15 protein-coding genes are annotated in these 15534 nt (G+C 60.4%); 7 read left to right on the top strand and 8 right to left on the bottom strand.

Annotated elements, in window-relative coordinates; all coding sequences use genetic code 11:
• The first annotated feature begins 2 nt into the window (after positions 1-2).
• Together B7L72_RS02140 and B7L72_RS02145 are read left to right on the top strand one after the other, a co-directional pair.
• Entirely contained in the window at positions 3-2852 is a 2850-nt protein-coding gene (locus B7L72_RS02140) for an EAL domain-containing protein (RefSeq protein ID WP_081192306.1), read from the top strand.
• A gap of 6 nt (positions 2853-2858) precedes the next feature.
• Positions 2859-3662 carry a PEP-CTERM/exosortase system-associated acyltransferase gene (locus B7L72_RS02145; protein WP_016916480.1) on the top strand — a complete coding sequence of 268 codons (804 nt, stop codon included), beginning with the start codon at positions 2859-2861 and terminating at the stop codon, positions 3660-3662.
• On the opposite strand, the gene B7L72_RS02150 is transcribed toward B7L72_RS02145, so the two are convergent.
• Both B7L72_RS02150 and nfsA read right to left on the bottom strand, forming a co-directional pair.
• On the bottom strand, positions 3648-4292 hold the full coding sequence (locus tag B7L72_RS02150) for a hypothetical protein (RefSeq protein ID WP_016916479.1): 645 nt from the start codon (positions 4290-4292) through the stop codon (positions 3648-3650). The two genes, B7L72_RS02145 and B7L72_RS02150, sit on opposite strands and share 15 nt — an antisense overlap.
• Before the next feature lie 10 nt (positions 4293-4302).
• Positions 4303-5034 (bottom strand): oxygen-insensitive NADPH nitroreductase, encoded by a 732-nt coding sequence (nfsA, locus tag B7L72_RS02155; RefSeq protein WP_016916478.1) that lies wholly within the window; start codon positions 5032-5034, stop codon positions 4303-4305.
• Positions 5035-5200: 166 nt separating this feature from the next.
• On the opposite strand from nfsA, the gene B7L72_RS02160 reads away from it, so the two are divergent.
• A complete protein-coding gene (locus tag B7L72_RS02160; RefSeq protein ID WP_016916476.1) occupies positions 5201-5968 on the top strand; it encodes a class I SAM-dependent methyltransferase in 768 nt (255 codons plus the stop codon).
• A 68-nt stretch (positions 5969-6036) separates the two neighbouring features.
• On the opposite strand, the gene B7L72_RS02165 is transcribed toward B7L72_RS02160, so the two are convergent.
• Both B7L72_RS02165 and B7L72_RS02170 read right to left on the bottom strand, forming a co-directional pair.
• Positions 6037-7698: a methyl-accepting chemotaxis protein gene (locus B7L72_RS02165; RefSeq protein WP_081192308.1), complete on the bottom strand. Its 1662-nt coding sequence runs from the start codon at positions 7696-7698 to the stop codon at positions 6037-6039.
• Positions 7699-7865: 167 nt separating this feature from the next.
• Positions 7866-8927 carry an NAD(P)-dependent alcohol dehydrogenase gene (locus tag B7L72_RS02170; RefSeq protein WP_016916474.1) on the bottom strand — a complete coding sequence of 354 codons (1062 nt, stop codon included), beginning with the start codon at positions 8925-8927 and terminating at the stop codon, positions 7866-7868.
• A 197-nt stretch (positions 8928-9124) separates the two neighbouring features.
• On the opposite strand from B7L72_RS02170, the gene B7L72_RS02175 reads away from it, so the two are divergent.
• A complete protein-coding gene (locus B7L72_RS02175; protein WP_081192310.1) occupies positions 9125-10018 on the top strand; it encodes an AraC family transcriptional regulator in 894 nt (297 codons plus the stop codon).
• A gap of 29 nt (positions 10019-10047) precedes the next feature.
• On the opposite strand, the gene B7L72_RS02180 is transcribed toward B7L72_RS02175, so the two are convergent.
• Entirely contained in the window at positions 10048-10473 is a 426-nt protein-coding gene (locus B7L72_RS02180) for a VOC family protein (RefSeq protein WP_081192312.1), read from the bottom strand.
• A gap of 135 nt (positions 10474-10608) precedes the next feature.
• Between B7L72_RS02180 and B7L72_RS02185 the strand changes: the two genes are divergently transcribed.
• The gene (locus tag B7L72_RS02185; protein ID WP_081192314.1) at positions 10609-11481 is read left to right on the top strand and encodes a LysR substrate-binding domain-containing protein; all 873 of its coding nucleotides are present in this window, start codon (positions 10609-10611) and stop codon (positions 11479-11481) included.
• 61 nt (positions 11482-11542) lie between these two features.
• Here B7L72_RS02185 and mqo read toward each other — a convergent pair whose 3' ends face one another.
• Positions 11543-13231 (bottom strand): malate dehydrogenase (quinone), encoded by a 1689-nt coding sequence (mqo, locus tag B7L72_RS02190; RefSeq protein WP_026002011.1) that lies wholly within the window; start codon positions 13229-13231, stop codon positions 11543-11545.
• A 148-nt stretch (positions 13232-13379) separates the two neighbouring features.
• Here mqo and B7L72_RS02195 point away from each other — a divergent pair, with 148 nt between their 5' ends.
• Positions 13380-13592, top strand: a complete 213-nt coding sequence (locus B7L72_RS02195) for a DUF3820 family protein (protein WP_016916469.1) — start codon at positions 13380-13382, stop codon at positions 13590-13592.
• A gap of 1 nt (position 13593) precedes the next feature.
• On the opposite strand, the gene B7L72_RS02200 is transcribed toward B7L72_RS02195, so the two are convergent.
• Positions 13594-13974: a hypothetical protein gene (locus tag B7L72_RS02200; protein WP_373294950.1), complete on the bottom strand. Its 381-nt coding sequence runs from the start codon at positions 13972-13974 to the stop codon at positions 13594-13596.
• 106 nt (positions 13975-14080) lie between these two features.
• Here B7L72_RS02200 and B7L72_RS02205 point away from each other — a divergent pair, with 106 nt between their 5' ends.
• Positions 14081-14878: a DUF1499 domain-containing protein gene (locus B7L72_RS02205; RefSeq protein WP_081135197.1), complete on the top strand. Its 798-nt coding sequence runs from the start codon at positions 14081-14083 to the stop codon at positions 14876-14878.
• Here B7L72_RS02205 and B7L72_RS02210 read toward each other — a convergent pair.
• Entirely contained in the window at positions 14873-15499 is a 627-nt protein-coding gene (locus B7L72_RS02210; protein ID WP_081135194.1) for an SDR family oxidoreductase, read from the bottom strand. The two genes, B7L72_RS02205 and B7L72_RS02210, sit on opposite strands and share 6 nt — an antisense overlap.
• Between the last annotated feature and the right edge of the window lie 35 nt (positions 15500-15534).

Consider the following 15534-nt stretch of genomic DNA (forward strand, 5'->3'; position numbering starts at 1 on the left):
CGATGCACCAGTCCAGCCACTCCGTCAAGCGTCGTTCGAGCCTTGCCTGGCGCGTCATTGCGCCCAGCAGCTTGCTGCTACTGGTGCTGGTGGCGCTGTTTGTCTGGCTGGGCCATCACCATCTGACCCAGCAGCTCGAACAGAGCCGCCAGGGGCACCACGAGCGTCAACAGCGAGAAATCCGCCTGGCCATGCAGCGCTCTGCCGATAACCTGCGCCAGTTGGCAGGCTTGACAGCAAACGCCCCCGACCTGGGCAATGCCTTGGCTCAGAACGATGATGAAGGCCTACGCACGGTGCTGGCAGCCCAGTGGCCTTCGCTGCAGTTGGAAGCCGGGGTAGATGGCGTGTTCGTCTTCGATCGTCAGGGGCAGCAGCACGGGCAGTCCGGGATGGGCGCTCCCGATATGGAGCTGCCCATTCGCGGCTGGGTGGACGATCTGCTGACGCGGGAAGTGCCCATCAAAACGCTGCGCTGTACTACCAGCTGCCAGCAATATGCAGCGGTCCCCATTCTGGTGGAGGGTGACAGCATTGGCATGGTCATGCTGTCTCGCTCACTCGCCGACGTGACCCGTGAAGCCAAGGAGGTCTCGGGTAGCGAAGTCGCGCTGATGGTCACGGGGCAGGTCGAAAGCGACGCCAACGATCCATCGCGATACCTGCCAGGCTGGAACGGCCACTTGGTCGCCATCACCAACCGGGAGCCGACCTTGTCACTGTTGGAGCAGGCCTCACTGGCCACGCCTATCTATCAGTTGGCAGACACACCCTTCAGTATGGAGTATGCCGGGCGACACTTGGAGCTGAGCGCGGTTTACATGGAAGACGACGCCGATTGGCGTAGCACCAGCTATTTTCTGCTGGTGTCCGACATCACGACGCAAACCGCTGCCATCCAACGGGCCACCAACACGCTATTGGCACTGGGCGTTGCGGGCTGGCTGGCGGCGGAGCTGCTGCTGTTGGCGATTCTGCTCGGCCCCATGGCGCGGCTGCGCCGGGTGGCAGCCCTGTTACCGGCGCTGTCGGACGGGCAGTTTCAGCGTGTGCGCGCTCATTTGCCCCAGACCACGCCCAGGCGTTCCAACGAGATCGACATTCTGGAAAGTGCCACACGCACCTTGACCGATCAGCTGGAGCGCCTGGAGTCGTCGGTACATGATCACAGCGACCAGCTGGCCGAGCGTATCGAGGAGCTGGCCAGCGAGCGCGATTTCGTCAATAGTCTGCTGGATACGGCCCAGGTGTTCATCGTCGTGCAAACGGCTGCCGGGCGCATTCAGCGGGTCAATGAGTATACCCGCAGCCGTTTAGGGCTGTGTGACCGGGATCTGGAAGGCCGCCATTTTTATGACATCTTCGACAGCACGGCGCACACGCCACAAGGGGATCACACTCATCGGGAAGCGCCCACGGGACAGTTGACCAGCCATCAGCAGGAAGAGAAAACGCTGCATACCCAGGACAAGCGCTACGCCACCGTGGCCTGGTACCATGCGCCGCTCACCAGTAGCCACCAGAAGCAGGTGGCGCGTATCTCGGTAGGTCTGGACATCACCGAGCGCAAAGCCGCCGAGGAGCGTTTGACCTGGTTGGCCGAGCACGACCCACTCACCGAGCTGTACAACCGCCGCTACTTCCAGGATGCGGTTCAGCACGCCCTGCTGTGCCAGAGCGAAGGCGCCATCGTGCTGCTCGACCTCAACCAGTTCAAGGAAGTCAACGAGCTGAGCGGGCACCCCGTAGGCGACCAGCTATTGCGCGAAGTCGCCGACACTCTGTTCCTCAATCTCGGGCAGCGAGGCACGATTGCCAGGCTGGGCGGCGATGAATTCGCCCTGTTACTGGAGGGAGTGAACAGCGAGCAGGCCATCAGCGTTGCCGACTATATCAACCAGTTGCTGAGCCGCATTGGCTTTCAGGCTGCCGGCCGGAAGCATCATATTTCCGCCAGCATGGGCATCGCGCTGTTCCCGGCCCACGGGCAAACCTCCGCCGACCTGCTGGCCAGTGCCGACATGGCCATGTACAAGGCCAAGGAGAGCAGCCACCAGGACTGGTATCTGCTGTCCCAAGCCGAAAATGCCAAGGATGAGCTACAGGATCGCGTGTATTGGGTGGAACAGCTGCACAACGCGCTGGAGCACGAGCAGTTCGAACTAATGGCTCAGCCCATCGTGCGTCTCAAGGATCACGACATCAAACATTACGAAGTGCTGATCCGCATGCGTCAACCCGATGGCAGCCTGATAGCGCCTCAGCACTTCATACCGGTTGCCGAGCAGAGCGGCCTGGTCGTCGCTTTGGATCGCTGGGTCATCAAGCACAGCCTACAGGCGCTGGGCAAGCTGCAGGAGCGCGGCGTTTCACTGGCCGTGAACCTGTCGGGCCAGTCGCTTCACGACCTGGGGTTGAAGCAGTACCTCACCGACGAGCTGCGCAGCAGCGGTGCCGACCCGCATCACCTGATTCTCGAAGTCACGGAAACGGCAGCGATCACCGACTTTTCCACCGCCCGTAACGTCCTGCAAACGTTCAGAGATCTGGGCTGCCGCACCGCACTGGACGATTTTGGCATCGGCTTCAGCAGTTTCCATTATCTTGGCCAACTGCCGGTGGATTACATCAAGATCGATGGCTCCTTCATCCGTAGCCTGTTGATCAATCCCGACAGCCACACCATCGTCAAGGCGATTGCTGACATTGCCAAGGGGTTCGGCAAACAGACCATCGCCGAGTTTGTCGATCAGGCAGCGTTGTCGCCTATTCTGGAAGAGTACGGCATTACCTATGGTCAAGGGTTCTATTTGGGTAAACCCATTCCCTTAACACAGCTCCTGAAAGGATAAACGACGGTGATCATACCCATCGCCCCCTCCGTCACCACCCCTGATACACTCGTCGAAAATATCTTTACACCGGCCTTTTTTGATACTCACTTTTCTCTGCTGATTGCCCAGACGCCCACCGAAAAGCGGCGCGCCTTTACCTTGCGCCACGCGGTCTTCATCGAAGAGCTGCGTTACGATCTTGGCAATAGCAGCGCGCTCAATATCGAACACGATGACCATGACCAACAGTCGCTGCTGTGCCTGCTCCACCATAAGGCGACAGGGCTGGATGTAGGATGTCTGAGGGTCGTGCTGTTCGACGAGCAAAACGCTCATGGGCTGCATAGCCTGCCACTGGAAGCCTACTACGGAGCGCACCTGTTCTTGCCGAACACGCACCCGCGCCATTTTGCTTCCCATCAGGTATGCGAAGTATCGCGCCTGGCCGTTCACCCCACCGTGCGTCGCAAGCAAAGCGAAGTACAAAGCCCCTACGAGAGCATCAAGGAGAGCCCCGCTCTGCTTAGCCTGAGCCTGTTTCTTGCCGCCACGGCACTGGTGGGTCTTAGTCAGCGCCATCATGTGTTCGCCATGCTGGAGCCACGCTTCAGTCGCTTGCTGAAGGCTTCCGGTCTCCAGTTTCACCAGGTGGGCGGCGTCATCGACTACTGTGGCAGTCGCGCGGCCTACTACATCGATCAGCGCGTGGCCGAGGAGCGGCTACCCAAGCGCCTCACGCCTCTCTATCAGTTCATCAAGGGCCAACTGGCCAGCCAGTTGGCGAAGAGCCCGTTGCTGCAAGATGGCGGGACATCACGCCAGCTGTGAGCCTCGCTCCTCCTGGCCGGTAAACGCCTGCGGCGCGACGCTCGCGAACTTTTCGGCAAAAAACAGCAGGGTTTCAGGATGGCGAAAGCGCTGCTCGAACGTCTCCTGCCCCTTAGGGGTGCGGCGGGTAACGCTGGCATGATAGGCATTGCCCACTTTGGAGACGCAGACACTGTTCTCATGGCCGGGCTCACGGTGATACGCCGTGACGTTGGATTGCTGCTCCAGCAGCTGGGCCAGCTTCATCGCAGCGGCTCGCTCTTCTTCACTGGCCCACAGCGGCTGGTCTCGATTGCCGTAGTGATAGAGCATCACGGCCAGGATGAGGGCAAAAATGCTGCTGATGAGCATCCAGGTCAACGCTACCCCCGCCACCGGCACACTCAGTACGATCCCCATCTGCACCAGGCTTCCTACGGCAAACACCAGCGCCAGCGGCCGCCACATGCGCTGATTCATGACGCCCCGGTTGAGCATGTACCCCCACAGCCCCACGACGCCCAACACCCCAAAGGAGAGGTGCACCAGCGCCAGCGGTGTCCCACCCCCGAAGAAAATGGCCACGATGCCCATGACAGGCAGCAGGCTGTAAAGGCCGGCGAACAGAAGGTAGGCACGCTGTAGGGACATGAGGGGCTCCTTATTTCATGGTAAAGCCACGCTTCACTAGAAAGTCACGCATATGGGGGCGCAGCTTGTTGTCGAACAGAGGGGTGAGGTTGTGCGACCAGTCGCTATTTTTATTGCCGCTACTGCGTGATTGGTAGTAGGCCCGCATGGTGTCATCGAAGGCCACGACCTGATCACTGTCTTCAGTGTAGTAGTCCTCTTTCAGAATCGCCTCAACGGGCAGCCTGGGTTTGACCTCCGGCTGATGGTCCGGGTAACCCAGGCACATGCCAAATACCGGGTAGACATGGGGCGGCAGTTTGAGCAGCTCGCTGACGGCCTCGGGGTTGTTGCGAATCCCGCCGATGTAGCAGATACCCAGCCCTTCGGACTCGGCGGCCACGGCCACGTTTTGGGCCATCAGGGCCGTGTCCACGGTGGCCACCAGCAGTTGCTCGGTCATGCCGCGCTCTACGTTGGCGCCGGTGCGCGCCGAGGCTTCGGTGGGACGCTTCATGTCGGCGCAGAACACCAGAAACACCGCACTGCTGGCCACATAGCCCTGGCCACCCGACAGTTCGGCCAGCTGCTCCCGATTGGCTGCATCTTTCACGTGAATCACGCTGTAAGCCTGCACATGGCTGGAGGTCGCCGCCGCCTGCCCGGCCTTGATCAGCTCCAGGAGCAGCCCACGAGGGATCTCCTGATCGGTGAATTTACGAATGGAACGGTGGGACTGCAAGAGCTTGATAACGTCGTTCATGGTGCCTCGTGGTTTATGAGTCGTTGGACAAGGATCATCGACAGTTGAAATATATCCCACCGCTGGGGTTTATCCAGCGGATGGCTATACTGCAAGAAGCGTTATTCTAATAGAGTGTTTCACTCTGAATAATCGTACCACTGAATAACGAAGCCAGGATGCCGCCATGACAAACGCCTCACATACACCGCCTGGGCAAGCATGGAATGCTAGCCAGTACGCGGAAAACGCACCTTTCGTGCCCAAGCTGGGCCACGAGGTGCTCAAACTGCTCTCTCCTCAGCCGGGTGAGCGCATTCTGGACCTGGGCTGCGGTGATGGCGTATTGAGCGAGCGCATCATGCAGCTGGGCGCGACCGTGCTGGGCGTCGATGCGTCGGCGGAAATGGTCGAAGCAGCGCAGCAGCGCGGCGTAACGGCCAGGGTAGTCGATGGTCACCAGCTGCCTTTCGACCACGAGTTCGATGCGGTTTTCAGCAATGCCGCCCTGCACTGGATGCTCGACCCTCAGGCCGTGCTGGCCGGCGTCAAGCGGGCCCTCAAGCCCGGGGGGCGCTTTGTGGCCGAGTTTGGTGGACACGGTAACGTGGCGGCCATTTGCACCGCGCTGATTGCCTCGCTGCAGTTCCGTGGGATCAGCTCCAAAGGGCGTCACCCCTGGTATTTCCCGACGGCAGAGGATTACGCCAACCTGCTGCAAACCGTGGGGTTTCGAATCGACAACATCGAACTCATCCCGCGCCCTACGCCACTGCCCAAAGGCATGGCCAACTGGCTGGACACCTTTGCCAGTCCGTTCTTCCACGGCCTGGATGATGATCTGAAAGATGCCGTGTTCGATCATACCGTCAACCTGCTGGCGCATAGCCTGAGCGATGGTCGCGGCAACTGGACCGCCGACTACGTGCGCCTACGCGTGGTGGCCCACGCCTGAAAGAAAACGCCCCCTGAGCACGTCGTGCGCTCAGGGGGCGTCCTGTAACCTTCCTTGGACCTTCCTTTTTAGAACTCGTCCCACTCGTCCTGCTGTGTCTGGGTAGACTTGGCTTTGGGCATCGGGGCGGGTACTTGTCGCCCAAGAGCGGGCGCTATCTCCTGCGGCGCAGGCGACAATTGCTCGCCAGCAGCCAGCCGGAAGGTGGAGATCAGTTCTGCCAGACCGCTGGCCTGGCCCTCCAGGGCCGTGGCCGCCGCGCTGGTTTCCTGCACAAGCGCCGCGTTCTGCTGGGTCACCGAATCCATTTCGGTCAACGCCGCATTGATCTGCTCGATCCCTCCTCTCTGTTCACGGGTTGCCGTGGAAATTTCACCCACCAGCGTGGTGACCTGACGAATGGCGTCCACCGTCTGATGGATGGTTTGCCCGCTGCGCTCGGCCTGACTGGCACCGCTGGTGATTTGCGTCGTGGTTTGCTCGATGAGGCCGCGAATCTCCTTGGCCGACTCGGCACTGCGGGTAGCGAGAGAACGCACCTCGCTGGCCACCACGGCAAAGCCGCGCCCCTGCTCACCGGCTCGGGCCGCTTCCACGGAGGCATTCAGCGCCAGGATATTGGTCTGGAAGGCAATCGAGTCGATCACGCCAATGATGTCGTTCACCTTGTCGGCGCTGGCCGCAATATCCCGCATCAGTTGCACGGTTCGCTCGACCTCGTCGCCACTCAGCTCTGCCGACTGCGATGCCGCCACGGAGAGCTGGTCGGCCTGCTGGGCGATATCCGCATTGGCGCCCACCGTGGTCGCCATCTGCTCCATGCTGGAAGCCGTTTGCTGAAGCGCGGCGGCCTGCTGCTCGGTACGCGAGGAGAGGTCCTGACTGCCGGAGGAAATCTCGCTGGCCCCGCTATAGACGTGCTCACTGCTGCTGCGCAACGAGAGGACCAGCGTCCTGAGCTTTTCCTGCATGGCGGCCAGCCCCATGAACAGCTGGCCAATCTCATTACGGCCGCGGTCTTCGATACGCTCGGTCAGGTCGCCATCGGCAATACGCGCAAAGTGGTCGAGCGCCTGGCGCAACGGAGTGACCACCCCTCGCACCATGGCAATACGAATGACCAGCGCCGCTACCAGTGAGAACAGCAGCAGGCCAATGGCAATGGCACCGACCCAGGTCGCTACGCGCTCCACCTGCTGCATCACCTGCTGACCACGCGACTCGGTATAGGCCACAAAGTTACCCATGGCGCTGTCCAGCGCCGCACTCTGCTCGCCAAGTGCGACCTGGCGGCGCTGGATTTGGAACGGCGGCGCATTCAATAAGGGCTCCAGCCCTTCCACTACAAAGGCCTGGTAGGCTTCGCTCACCGCTTCACTGTGGCGGGCCAGCTCGCTTGCTGGGTCCACGGCAACGGCAGAGAATTCTTCAAAATAGCGCTGGGCCGCCAACGTTGCTTCGGCCGCCTGCTCCAGGCTTTCCTGGCCTCTTTCAGGGTTGCCCATGGTGCTGAAGCTGGCCGAACGGTCGAGAAAGGTCTGCGCACGTAACGCGTTGACCTGCATTCGGTTGGCCAGATTGACCAGCCTGACGTTGGTATTGTTGATTTCGGCAAGTGCCTGGCCGCTGTTGGTATTGGCGTAAAAACCCAGCCCACTGATCAGGCCAATCATCACCACCAGCACCGCGAGGGCAGCCGTCAGGCTCCATTTTATCGAGAGATGCTTCATGAGTGAGTTCCCTTGTGCTTATTTGTTATGGCGCTGCTCAAGCGCAGAGTAAAACAATCCACGTGAAAAAACGGCACCTCTACGACTTATGTATCAACCATTTTCATCTATGCGATAAACAAAAAAGCCCACTCCAACAGGAGCGGGCTGTATCCAGAGAAGGCCACTTAAGCGGGTGTGTTCTTCAACGTGGCCATATCGATCACGAAGCGGTAACGCACGTCACCTTTTTCCATGCGCTCGAAACCTTCGTTGATGTCGTTAATATCCAGCATTTCGATATCACAGGTGATGTTCTGGTCGGCACACAGCTGCAAAAGCTCTTCCGTTTCGGCAATCCCGCCGATCAGTGAACCAGCCACCACGCGGCGTTTGAAGACCAGATTGAACGCTTCGATGGTCGGCTCGATGGGCTCCAGCAGCCCGACGATGATATGCGTCCCGTTGTACTTGAGCGCGGCCAGATAGGGGTTGAGGTCATGCTGTACCGGCACGGTATCCAGCATGAAGTCGTAGGTTTCTGCCACGGCCTCCATTTGCGCCGGGTCGCTGGACACCACCACGTGGTCAGCACCGTTTCGCTTGGCTTCCTCTACCTTGGCGTCGGAACGGGTAAATACCGTGACTTCTGCGCCCAGCGCCTTGGCCAGCTTCACGCCCATATGGCCCAGGCCACCCATGCCAATCACCCCGATCTTGTGCCCTTTACCTACCCCGAAATGCTTCAGCGGTGAGTAGGTAGTGATACCGGCGCACAGGATAGGCGCAGCCGAGGCCAGATCGATACCGTCAGGCATCTTGAGCACGAAATGCTCGCTCACCACGATGGCATCGGAATAGCCGCCTTGGGTCAGGGTGCCGTCCTGACGATCGGGGCTACCGTAGGTCATGGTGAAGCCTTCCAGGCAGTATTGCTCTACGCCCTCCTGGCAGGCCGAACAGGTACGGCAGGAATCGACCATACAGCCCACTCCTACCAGATCGCCTACCTGGAAGCGGCTGACGTCGCTGCCCACGGCGGTCACGCGGCCGACGATCTCGTGGCCGGGCACGACGGGGTATTGGCTCATGCCCCAGTCGTTACGCGCAAAGTGCAGGTCGCTGTGGCATACGCCACAGTAGAGAATTTCGATGGCAACGTCGTCGGCACGGGGCGAACGACGTTCAAAGGTAAACGGCGCGAGGGGTTTGTCGGCGGAAAACGCGGCGTACGATTTTGCCTGGCTCATGGAAACTCCTTGGTAAGGCATCCCGCTCATGCGAGAGAAGCTTCCATTATTGGCCGTACCGCCGCGGTTAGCGATGAACGAAGCTCCGATTTTTTTGCCTATTTCTCCATAAAGGCGTAATAAAATAACAAAAATGCGCGCAAAAAAGTCACAATTGTCCTAAACGAACTGATGACAGTCTCGCCTCTGGAGCCCCCATGGCCACTACCACCGCTGCGGGCAACGCCCTTGCTCAGTGCCTTTTTCCCTTGATTCGACGGGAAGGAATGAACGCCTCGGCTCTGCCACGGGTCAGCCTGCTGTACCTGAAACGGCATCAGCCGCGCACCCCGCTCATGTACGAACCGGGGTTGACGATCATTGCCCAAGGGCGAAAGATCGGTTACCTGGGTGACCGCGAGATTCACTACAATCCTGGCCACTATCTCGTTCAGACCCTGCCGCTGCCTTTCGAGTGTGAAACACACGGTTCCGAAGAGGCGCCGCTGTTGGGTATTTCGGTCTCTCTGGACCCCGCACTGCTAAACGAGCTGGTCACGGCCATGGGCGATCAAGGGCCGCTTGTAAAAACCCCCAGACCCATGGCCTCGGTGGCCATGAACGAAGGCATGCAGGCTGCGGTTCTGCGGCTCGCCCACACTCTGCACGACGAGATGGAGTGCCGCACCATGGGGGCAGCGCGTATACGCGATGTGGTGTTCGAAGCGCTCAAGGGGGAGCAGGGGCAAGCGCTACGCGCGCTGGTCAGCGGCCATGGCCACTATGCGAGAATCGTACAGGTGCTTTCCCACCTGCACGCTCATTTTGCCGATCCGTTTTCGGTGGAACAGCTGGCTCGTCAAGCCAACATGAGCGTCTCGACCTTTCATCAGCACTTCAAGCAGATCACTCGGGCCTCCCCAGCGCAATACGAGAAACGGCTGCGGCTGCTGAAGGCTCAGCAGCTATTGCTGCAGGACCGCCATAACGTCAACCAGACCGCCCTGGCCGTCGGCTACCGCAGCGTGCCTCAGTTCAGCCGCGACTATAAGCGTTACTTTGGCGAGCCACCGCTACAGCATCGCCGACAGGAGCAGGCCATGCGCGCCTGACACACACCCTGTCGGCGACACAAGCGCACTTACTTGGCAAAAATTTGGCTCTTGTCCTTGAACGCCTTGAACTCCAGCGCATTGCCGCAGGGGTCGAGCAGGAACATGGTGGCCTGTTCACCCACTTCTCCCTTGAAGCGGATATAGGGCTCGATCACGAAATCGGTATTGCGGGCTTTCAGGCGCTCGGCCAGCGTTTCCCACTCATCCCACTCCAGGATGACACCAAAATGCGGTACCGGCACGTTGTGACCATCCACCGGGTTGGTATGCGCGCTTTCCTGCCCAGGCGTTTTGGGGTGCCCGTGAATCACCAGCTGGTGGCCAAAGAAGTTGAAATCCACCCAGTGGTCACTGGAGCGCCCCTCTTCCAGACCAAAGACATCGTTGTAGAAAGCGCGTGCCAGCGGCACATCGTAAACGGGGATTGCCAGGTGGAAAGGGGAAAGGCTCATGAGAAGCTCCTGTTATCGGGTATGCCGCGATGTGCTGCGTTTAGGGTTGGTTCAGCCATCCTAAAAGCCGCCATGCAAAAATAAAATCAATTGTTTTTTGATAAACTCACAAAAAATATTGATGAGTTACCGATCATGATTCGTGAGCTTAAAACGCTTGTCGCCGTGGCCCAGCACGGCACTTTTGCCGCTGCCGGACAGCAGACCGGGCTGACCCAGGCGGCCGTCAGCGCCCAGATGAAGCGCCTGGAAGCGGAGCTGGGGGTCACACTGTTCGAGCGCAGCGGTCGCAATGCCGTCCTCACCTCGCAGGGCCAGGCCACCCTGCAGCAAGCCCGCGCCCTGCTGGCGCTGTACCGAACGCTGGGAGCAGCAGGCACCGACCAGGCACCCGGCACGTTCATCACGCTAGGCGCCATTGCCTCGTATCAACGTACGCTGCTGCCGGACGTGCTGGCACATTTTCACCGTCACTTTCCCCACTGCCGCAGCCGGGTGGTCCCTGGGCTGTCACTGGGGCTGATGAGCCAAGTGGACGCAGGAGAGCTCGACATGGCCGTGATCATTCGGCCGCCTTTCTCGCTGCATAGCGACCTGCGCTGGCAGCCACTGGCCCATGAACCCTTTCGCCTGTTGGTACCGCAGGGCTGGTCAGGGAGCGATTGGCGAGCATTGCTGGAGCGTCATCCGTTCGTGCGTTACGACCGGACATCCTTTGGGGGGCGGCAGGTCGAGCGCTTCTTGCGCGATCAGCACTGCCAGGTGCGCGATGTGTGTGAAGTCGATGAGCTGGATGCCATCGTTCGGCTGGTGGCCAACGGCGTGGGCGTGGCGCTGGTGCCAGAGCCTCGTGCCCTCGACCACTGGCCCAGCGGCATCAGGGCAGTCAGCCTCGATGAGCACACCTTTCACCGGGACATCGGAGTGGTGTATCGCGGCGATAGCCCAGGCCACGAGGCCGCCCGCGCCCTGACCGTGTTACTGATGGAATACGCACCCCAGGGCTGAATAAAACGCACAACGCCAGCCCGAAGGCTGGCGTTGTATCGACCAACGACAGGCGTTGTACTTACGCCTGCGTTACCTCTTCTTCCTGCTCGCTGTCCTGAGCTTCCGCTTCGTCAGCGGGCTCGGCTTCCTGCTCCGCCTCGTCAGCGGCCTCTTCGACGTCACTGGCCTCGACGGCATCACCCGCCTGCAGGTTCATGGGCTCGTCAAGCTGCAGGGTTTGTGCCGTATAGGCACGCACGTCACGCAGCAGCTCCGGATTTTCCGCCAGTTTCTGGCCGTAGGACGGCACGATAGCGGTCAGGGTAGACTGCCACTCCTCGCTAGCTACCTGTTCGGGGAACACACGCCCCAGCAGGTTCAGCATGATCGACGGAGCGGTGGAAGCGCCAGGCGAGGCACCCAGCAGCGCCGACATGCTGCCATCGGCAGAGCTGATGATTTCGGTACCAAACTGCAGCACACCGCCCTGCTCTTCATCGTCACGAATGATCTGCACGCGTTGGCCCGCTGTCCACAGCGACCAGTCATCGGGGTTGGCTTCCGGGTAGAAGTCCTGCAGGGCTTCGAAACGATCTTCTTCCGACATCATCACCTGGCTGACCAGATAGCGCACGAGATCAAAGTTATCGACCCCGACCTGCATCATCGGCCAGGTGTTGTTCAGCGTCATGGAGCCGAACAGGTCGGTCCAGGAGCCCTCTTTCAGGAACTTGCTGGAGAACGTGGCAAACGGGCCAAAGAACAGCGCGGGTTCACCGTCCAGATAGCGGATGTCCAGGTGAGGCACCGACATGGGCGGTGAGCCTTCACCGGCCTTGCCATACACTTTCACCAAGTGCTGAGACACAACGTCCGGGTTGGTGGTGTAGAGGAACTGGCCGCCCACCGGGAAGCCGCCGTAGCCCTCTACTTCAGGAATGCCGGTTTCCTGCAGCAGCGGCAGCGCCGCACCGCCCGCACCGATGAAGACGAAACGCGCATCGACGGTGAACTCATCACCGCTGGCCAAATCGGCGATACGAACCTGCCAGGTATCGTCGTCATTGCGCTCGAAGCCGCGCACTTCGCTGTTCAGACCCAGCGTGAAGTTGTCGCCCTGGGCCAGAGACTCGATCATCTGGCGCGTTTGTGCACCGTAGTTCACCTCGGTGCCCATCTGCATGCGCGTTGCTGCCACCGGGGTGCCGTCGTTCTCGCGACCGGCCATGACCAGCGGCATCCACTCGGCCAGCTCCTGCCAATCTTCGGAGTATTCCATCCCGGCGTAGAGTGGGTTCTGTACCATGGTGGCGTGACGCTCGCGCAGGAACGCCACGTCGTCTTCACCCCATACCAGGCTCAAATGGGGAGAGGTGTTGATGAACGAGCCTGGCTCGCCGAGCATGCCACGGTCCACCTGGTGCGCCCAGAACTGGCGAGACACCTCGAACTGTTCGGTCACGTTGACCGCACGCTCGATGGCCACGCTGCCGTCAGGTTGCTCGGGGGTATAGTTCATTTCGCAGAAAGCCGAGTGCCCGGTACCGGCGTTGTTCCAGCCGTTGGAGCTTTCAGCGGCGACTTCGTCCAGCCGTTCGTAGAGGTGTATGCTCCACTCCGGCTCCAGCTCCTGGAGATAGGTGCCCAGCGTGGCGCTCATGATGCCGCCACCAATCAGCAGGACATCGACCGGTTCATCGGCCGACACGGGCATTGCTGCAAGCGCCAGCAGCGGCGAGCAGAGTAAAAGACTTAAACGTTTTTGCATGTCATGTCCCTGACGATACAGAAATGACGTGCCGGAGCAGTGAGCGCCCAGCGTCGAGGGGGGGTATATTGTCGACGAAAGTCTAACAAAAAACCGCGGGCGCGGAAACATAAAAGAACGCTTAAATGAGAATGAAAGGAATTAACGTATGAAACCCGAAGACCTCGAAAAGCTGGTCTCACGCAAAATGCCCTTTGGTAAGTACGAAGGATGGCTGATAGCTGATTTACCGGGCCCCTACCTCAACTGGTTTGCCCGGGAGGGCTTTCCCACCGGGGAGATTGGCCACTTGCTGCACTTGATGCATGAAATCGACCATAACGGCCTGAGTGGCCTGCTCGACCCGCTGCGCAAGGCGTGAGTCAACGGCGATTCATGGCCTCCTCGCGCTCGGCCAGGTAGTGCTGTGCATGGGTCGCGGGGTCCTGCGGAAAGCGACCCAGCGCCACGGCCTTTTCGAAAAATCCACGGGCCGGACGATCCTCGCCACGCCGACTGATGACCAACGCCGCGACCAGAGGCCGCCCTGCCGCCACGTCCTCCTCCATGAGCCATTCAAGCGCATTGGCCACTTGCGCAATGGTGCCCGGCGGGGTGAGCCCCAGGGCAGCCGCCACTTGCTGGTAGGTCATGGGCAGGGCCTGCCGAGGCGCTTGCTCGAGCAGCGCGCGCACTCGGCAGGCGAGCAAAGCCGTTGCCTGCATGGCGGTCACCTCCGATGGAGAGTGTCTGGTTGAGTGCATGTCAGCGTCCCTCATGGCGGCATCCTGGATCAGGCGGGAAAAGTAGCCACGCTACCACATCGCTGGCTATGCTGGGCAGACACGTCATGTTGCCAAGGGGAAAGGGATGACCAGAACATTCACAAGAACATCCACCAGATCATTCAACCGTACACGCAACAAAAGCCGCTGGCCCAGCGCGCTGGTCTGGCTGAGCCTGGTGGCGCTGTTGGCGGCCGTGGCCATGATGGCCGTCGCTGGCCCGGCATATCGCTGGCAATGGGTAGGGCTGGGCGAGGCATTTACGTTGCTGCGCAATGGCGTGTTCACGGCCATGGCCGCGCTGGCCTTGAGCGTGCTGGCGCTGCTCATCAGTGCCGTCACTAGACGGGCAGGCACCGCCAGCGCGGCACTGCTCGTCCTGCTGGCCACGGCGGCACTGCTTTATTTACCTTGGCAGCAGTGGCAACGTGCCCAGCAGGCACCTGTCATACATGACATCACCACCGATACACAGAACCCACCGGCTTTTTTGGCCCTTCGTGAAGCCCGCGAGGCTGCCCCCAATGCTGTCGACTACCCGGGCGAAGCCACGGCACGGCAGCAGCAGGCCGCCTACCCTCAGATTCAGCCGCTGCAGGTGGAGGCTGACGCCACTACTGTGCTGGCGGCGGTACAGGCGGAAGTCGAGGCTGCGGGCTGGCAGATTGCCGACATCTCCTCAGACCGGCTGGAGGCCACAGCCACTACTCGCTGGTTTGGCTTCGAGGACGATGTGGTGATTCGCTTGACCGAACTGGCTTCGGGCACGCAAGTGGACATGCGTTCGGCCTCTCGCCTGGGCGCCAGCGACGTGGGCACCAACGCACTGCGCATCGAGACCTTCATGGCCGACCTGCGTGAACGCTTGGGTGGCACGCTATAGCAACGTATCGATGGGCCGCTTGCCATCCAGCAGGGTGATGTCGCGGTCAATGATCGAGGGAGTCTGCACGACTCTCAGCAGGGCATGGGCGACATTGGCACGCGAGATGCGATTATCACCGGCTTCTTCGACACTACTGGCAAACTTGTGGCTGGGGGCATCATCGGTGAGCCGCCCCGGCTTGAGAATCACGTAGGAGATATTGCTACGGCGCAGGTGCGCATCGGCAGCGAACTTGGCCGCCATATAGGGGCGCATGTTCTGCGGGGCTTCCAGAGGTTTTTCAGCGCGCAGCGCACTGACCATGATATAGCGTGACAGCCCGCGCTGGCTGGCGATATCCGCCGCGCGGATGGCGCCGAACAGGTCGATCAACAGGGTTTTGTCCGGCCCGGTATGCGGCCCGGATCCTGCGGTGAACACGACCTGGTCGCACCCTTCGAAGGCATGCTCCAGCTCACCTTCCAGGTCGGCGATAACGGTGGGAATGCCGCGCTCTTCGAACCATGCCGCCTGCTCCTGATGACGGATCATCGCCTTGATGGGCGTGCCTGCCTGTTTGGCCAGAGCACAAAACTGCTGACCAATTTGGCCATTGGCACCTATCACTAGCGTCGTCATCTTGCCTCCTCGTCTTTGGTCACTCCTTTTGACAT

The organism is Halomonas sp. BC1 (assembly GCF_002078135.1).
Lineage (GTDB): Bacteria > Pseudomonadota > Gammaproteobacteria > Pseudomonadales > Halomonadaceae > Vreelandella > Vreelandella stevensii.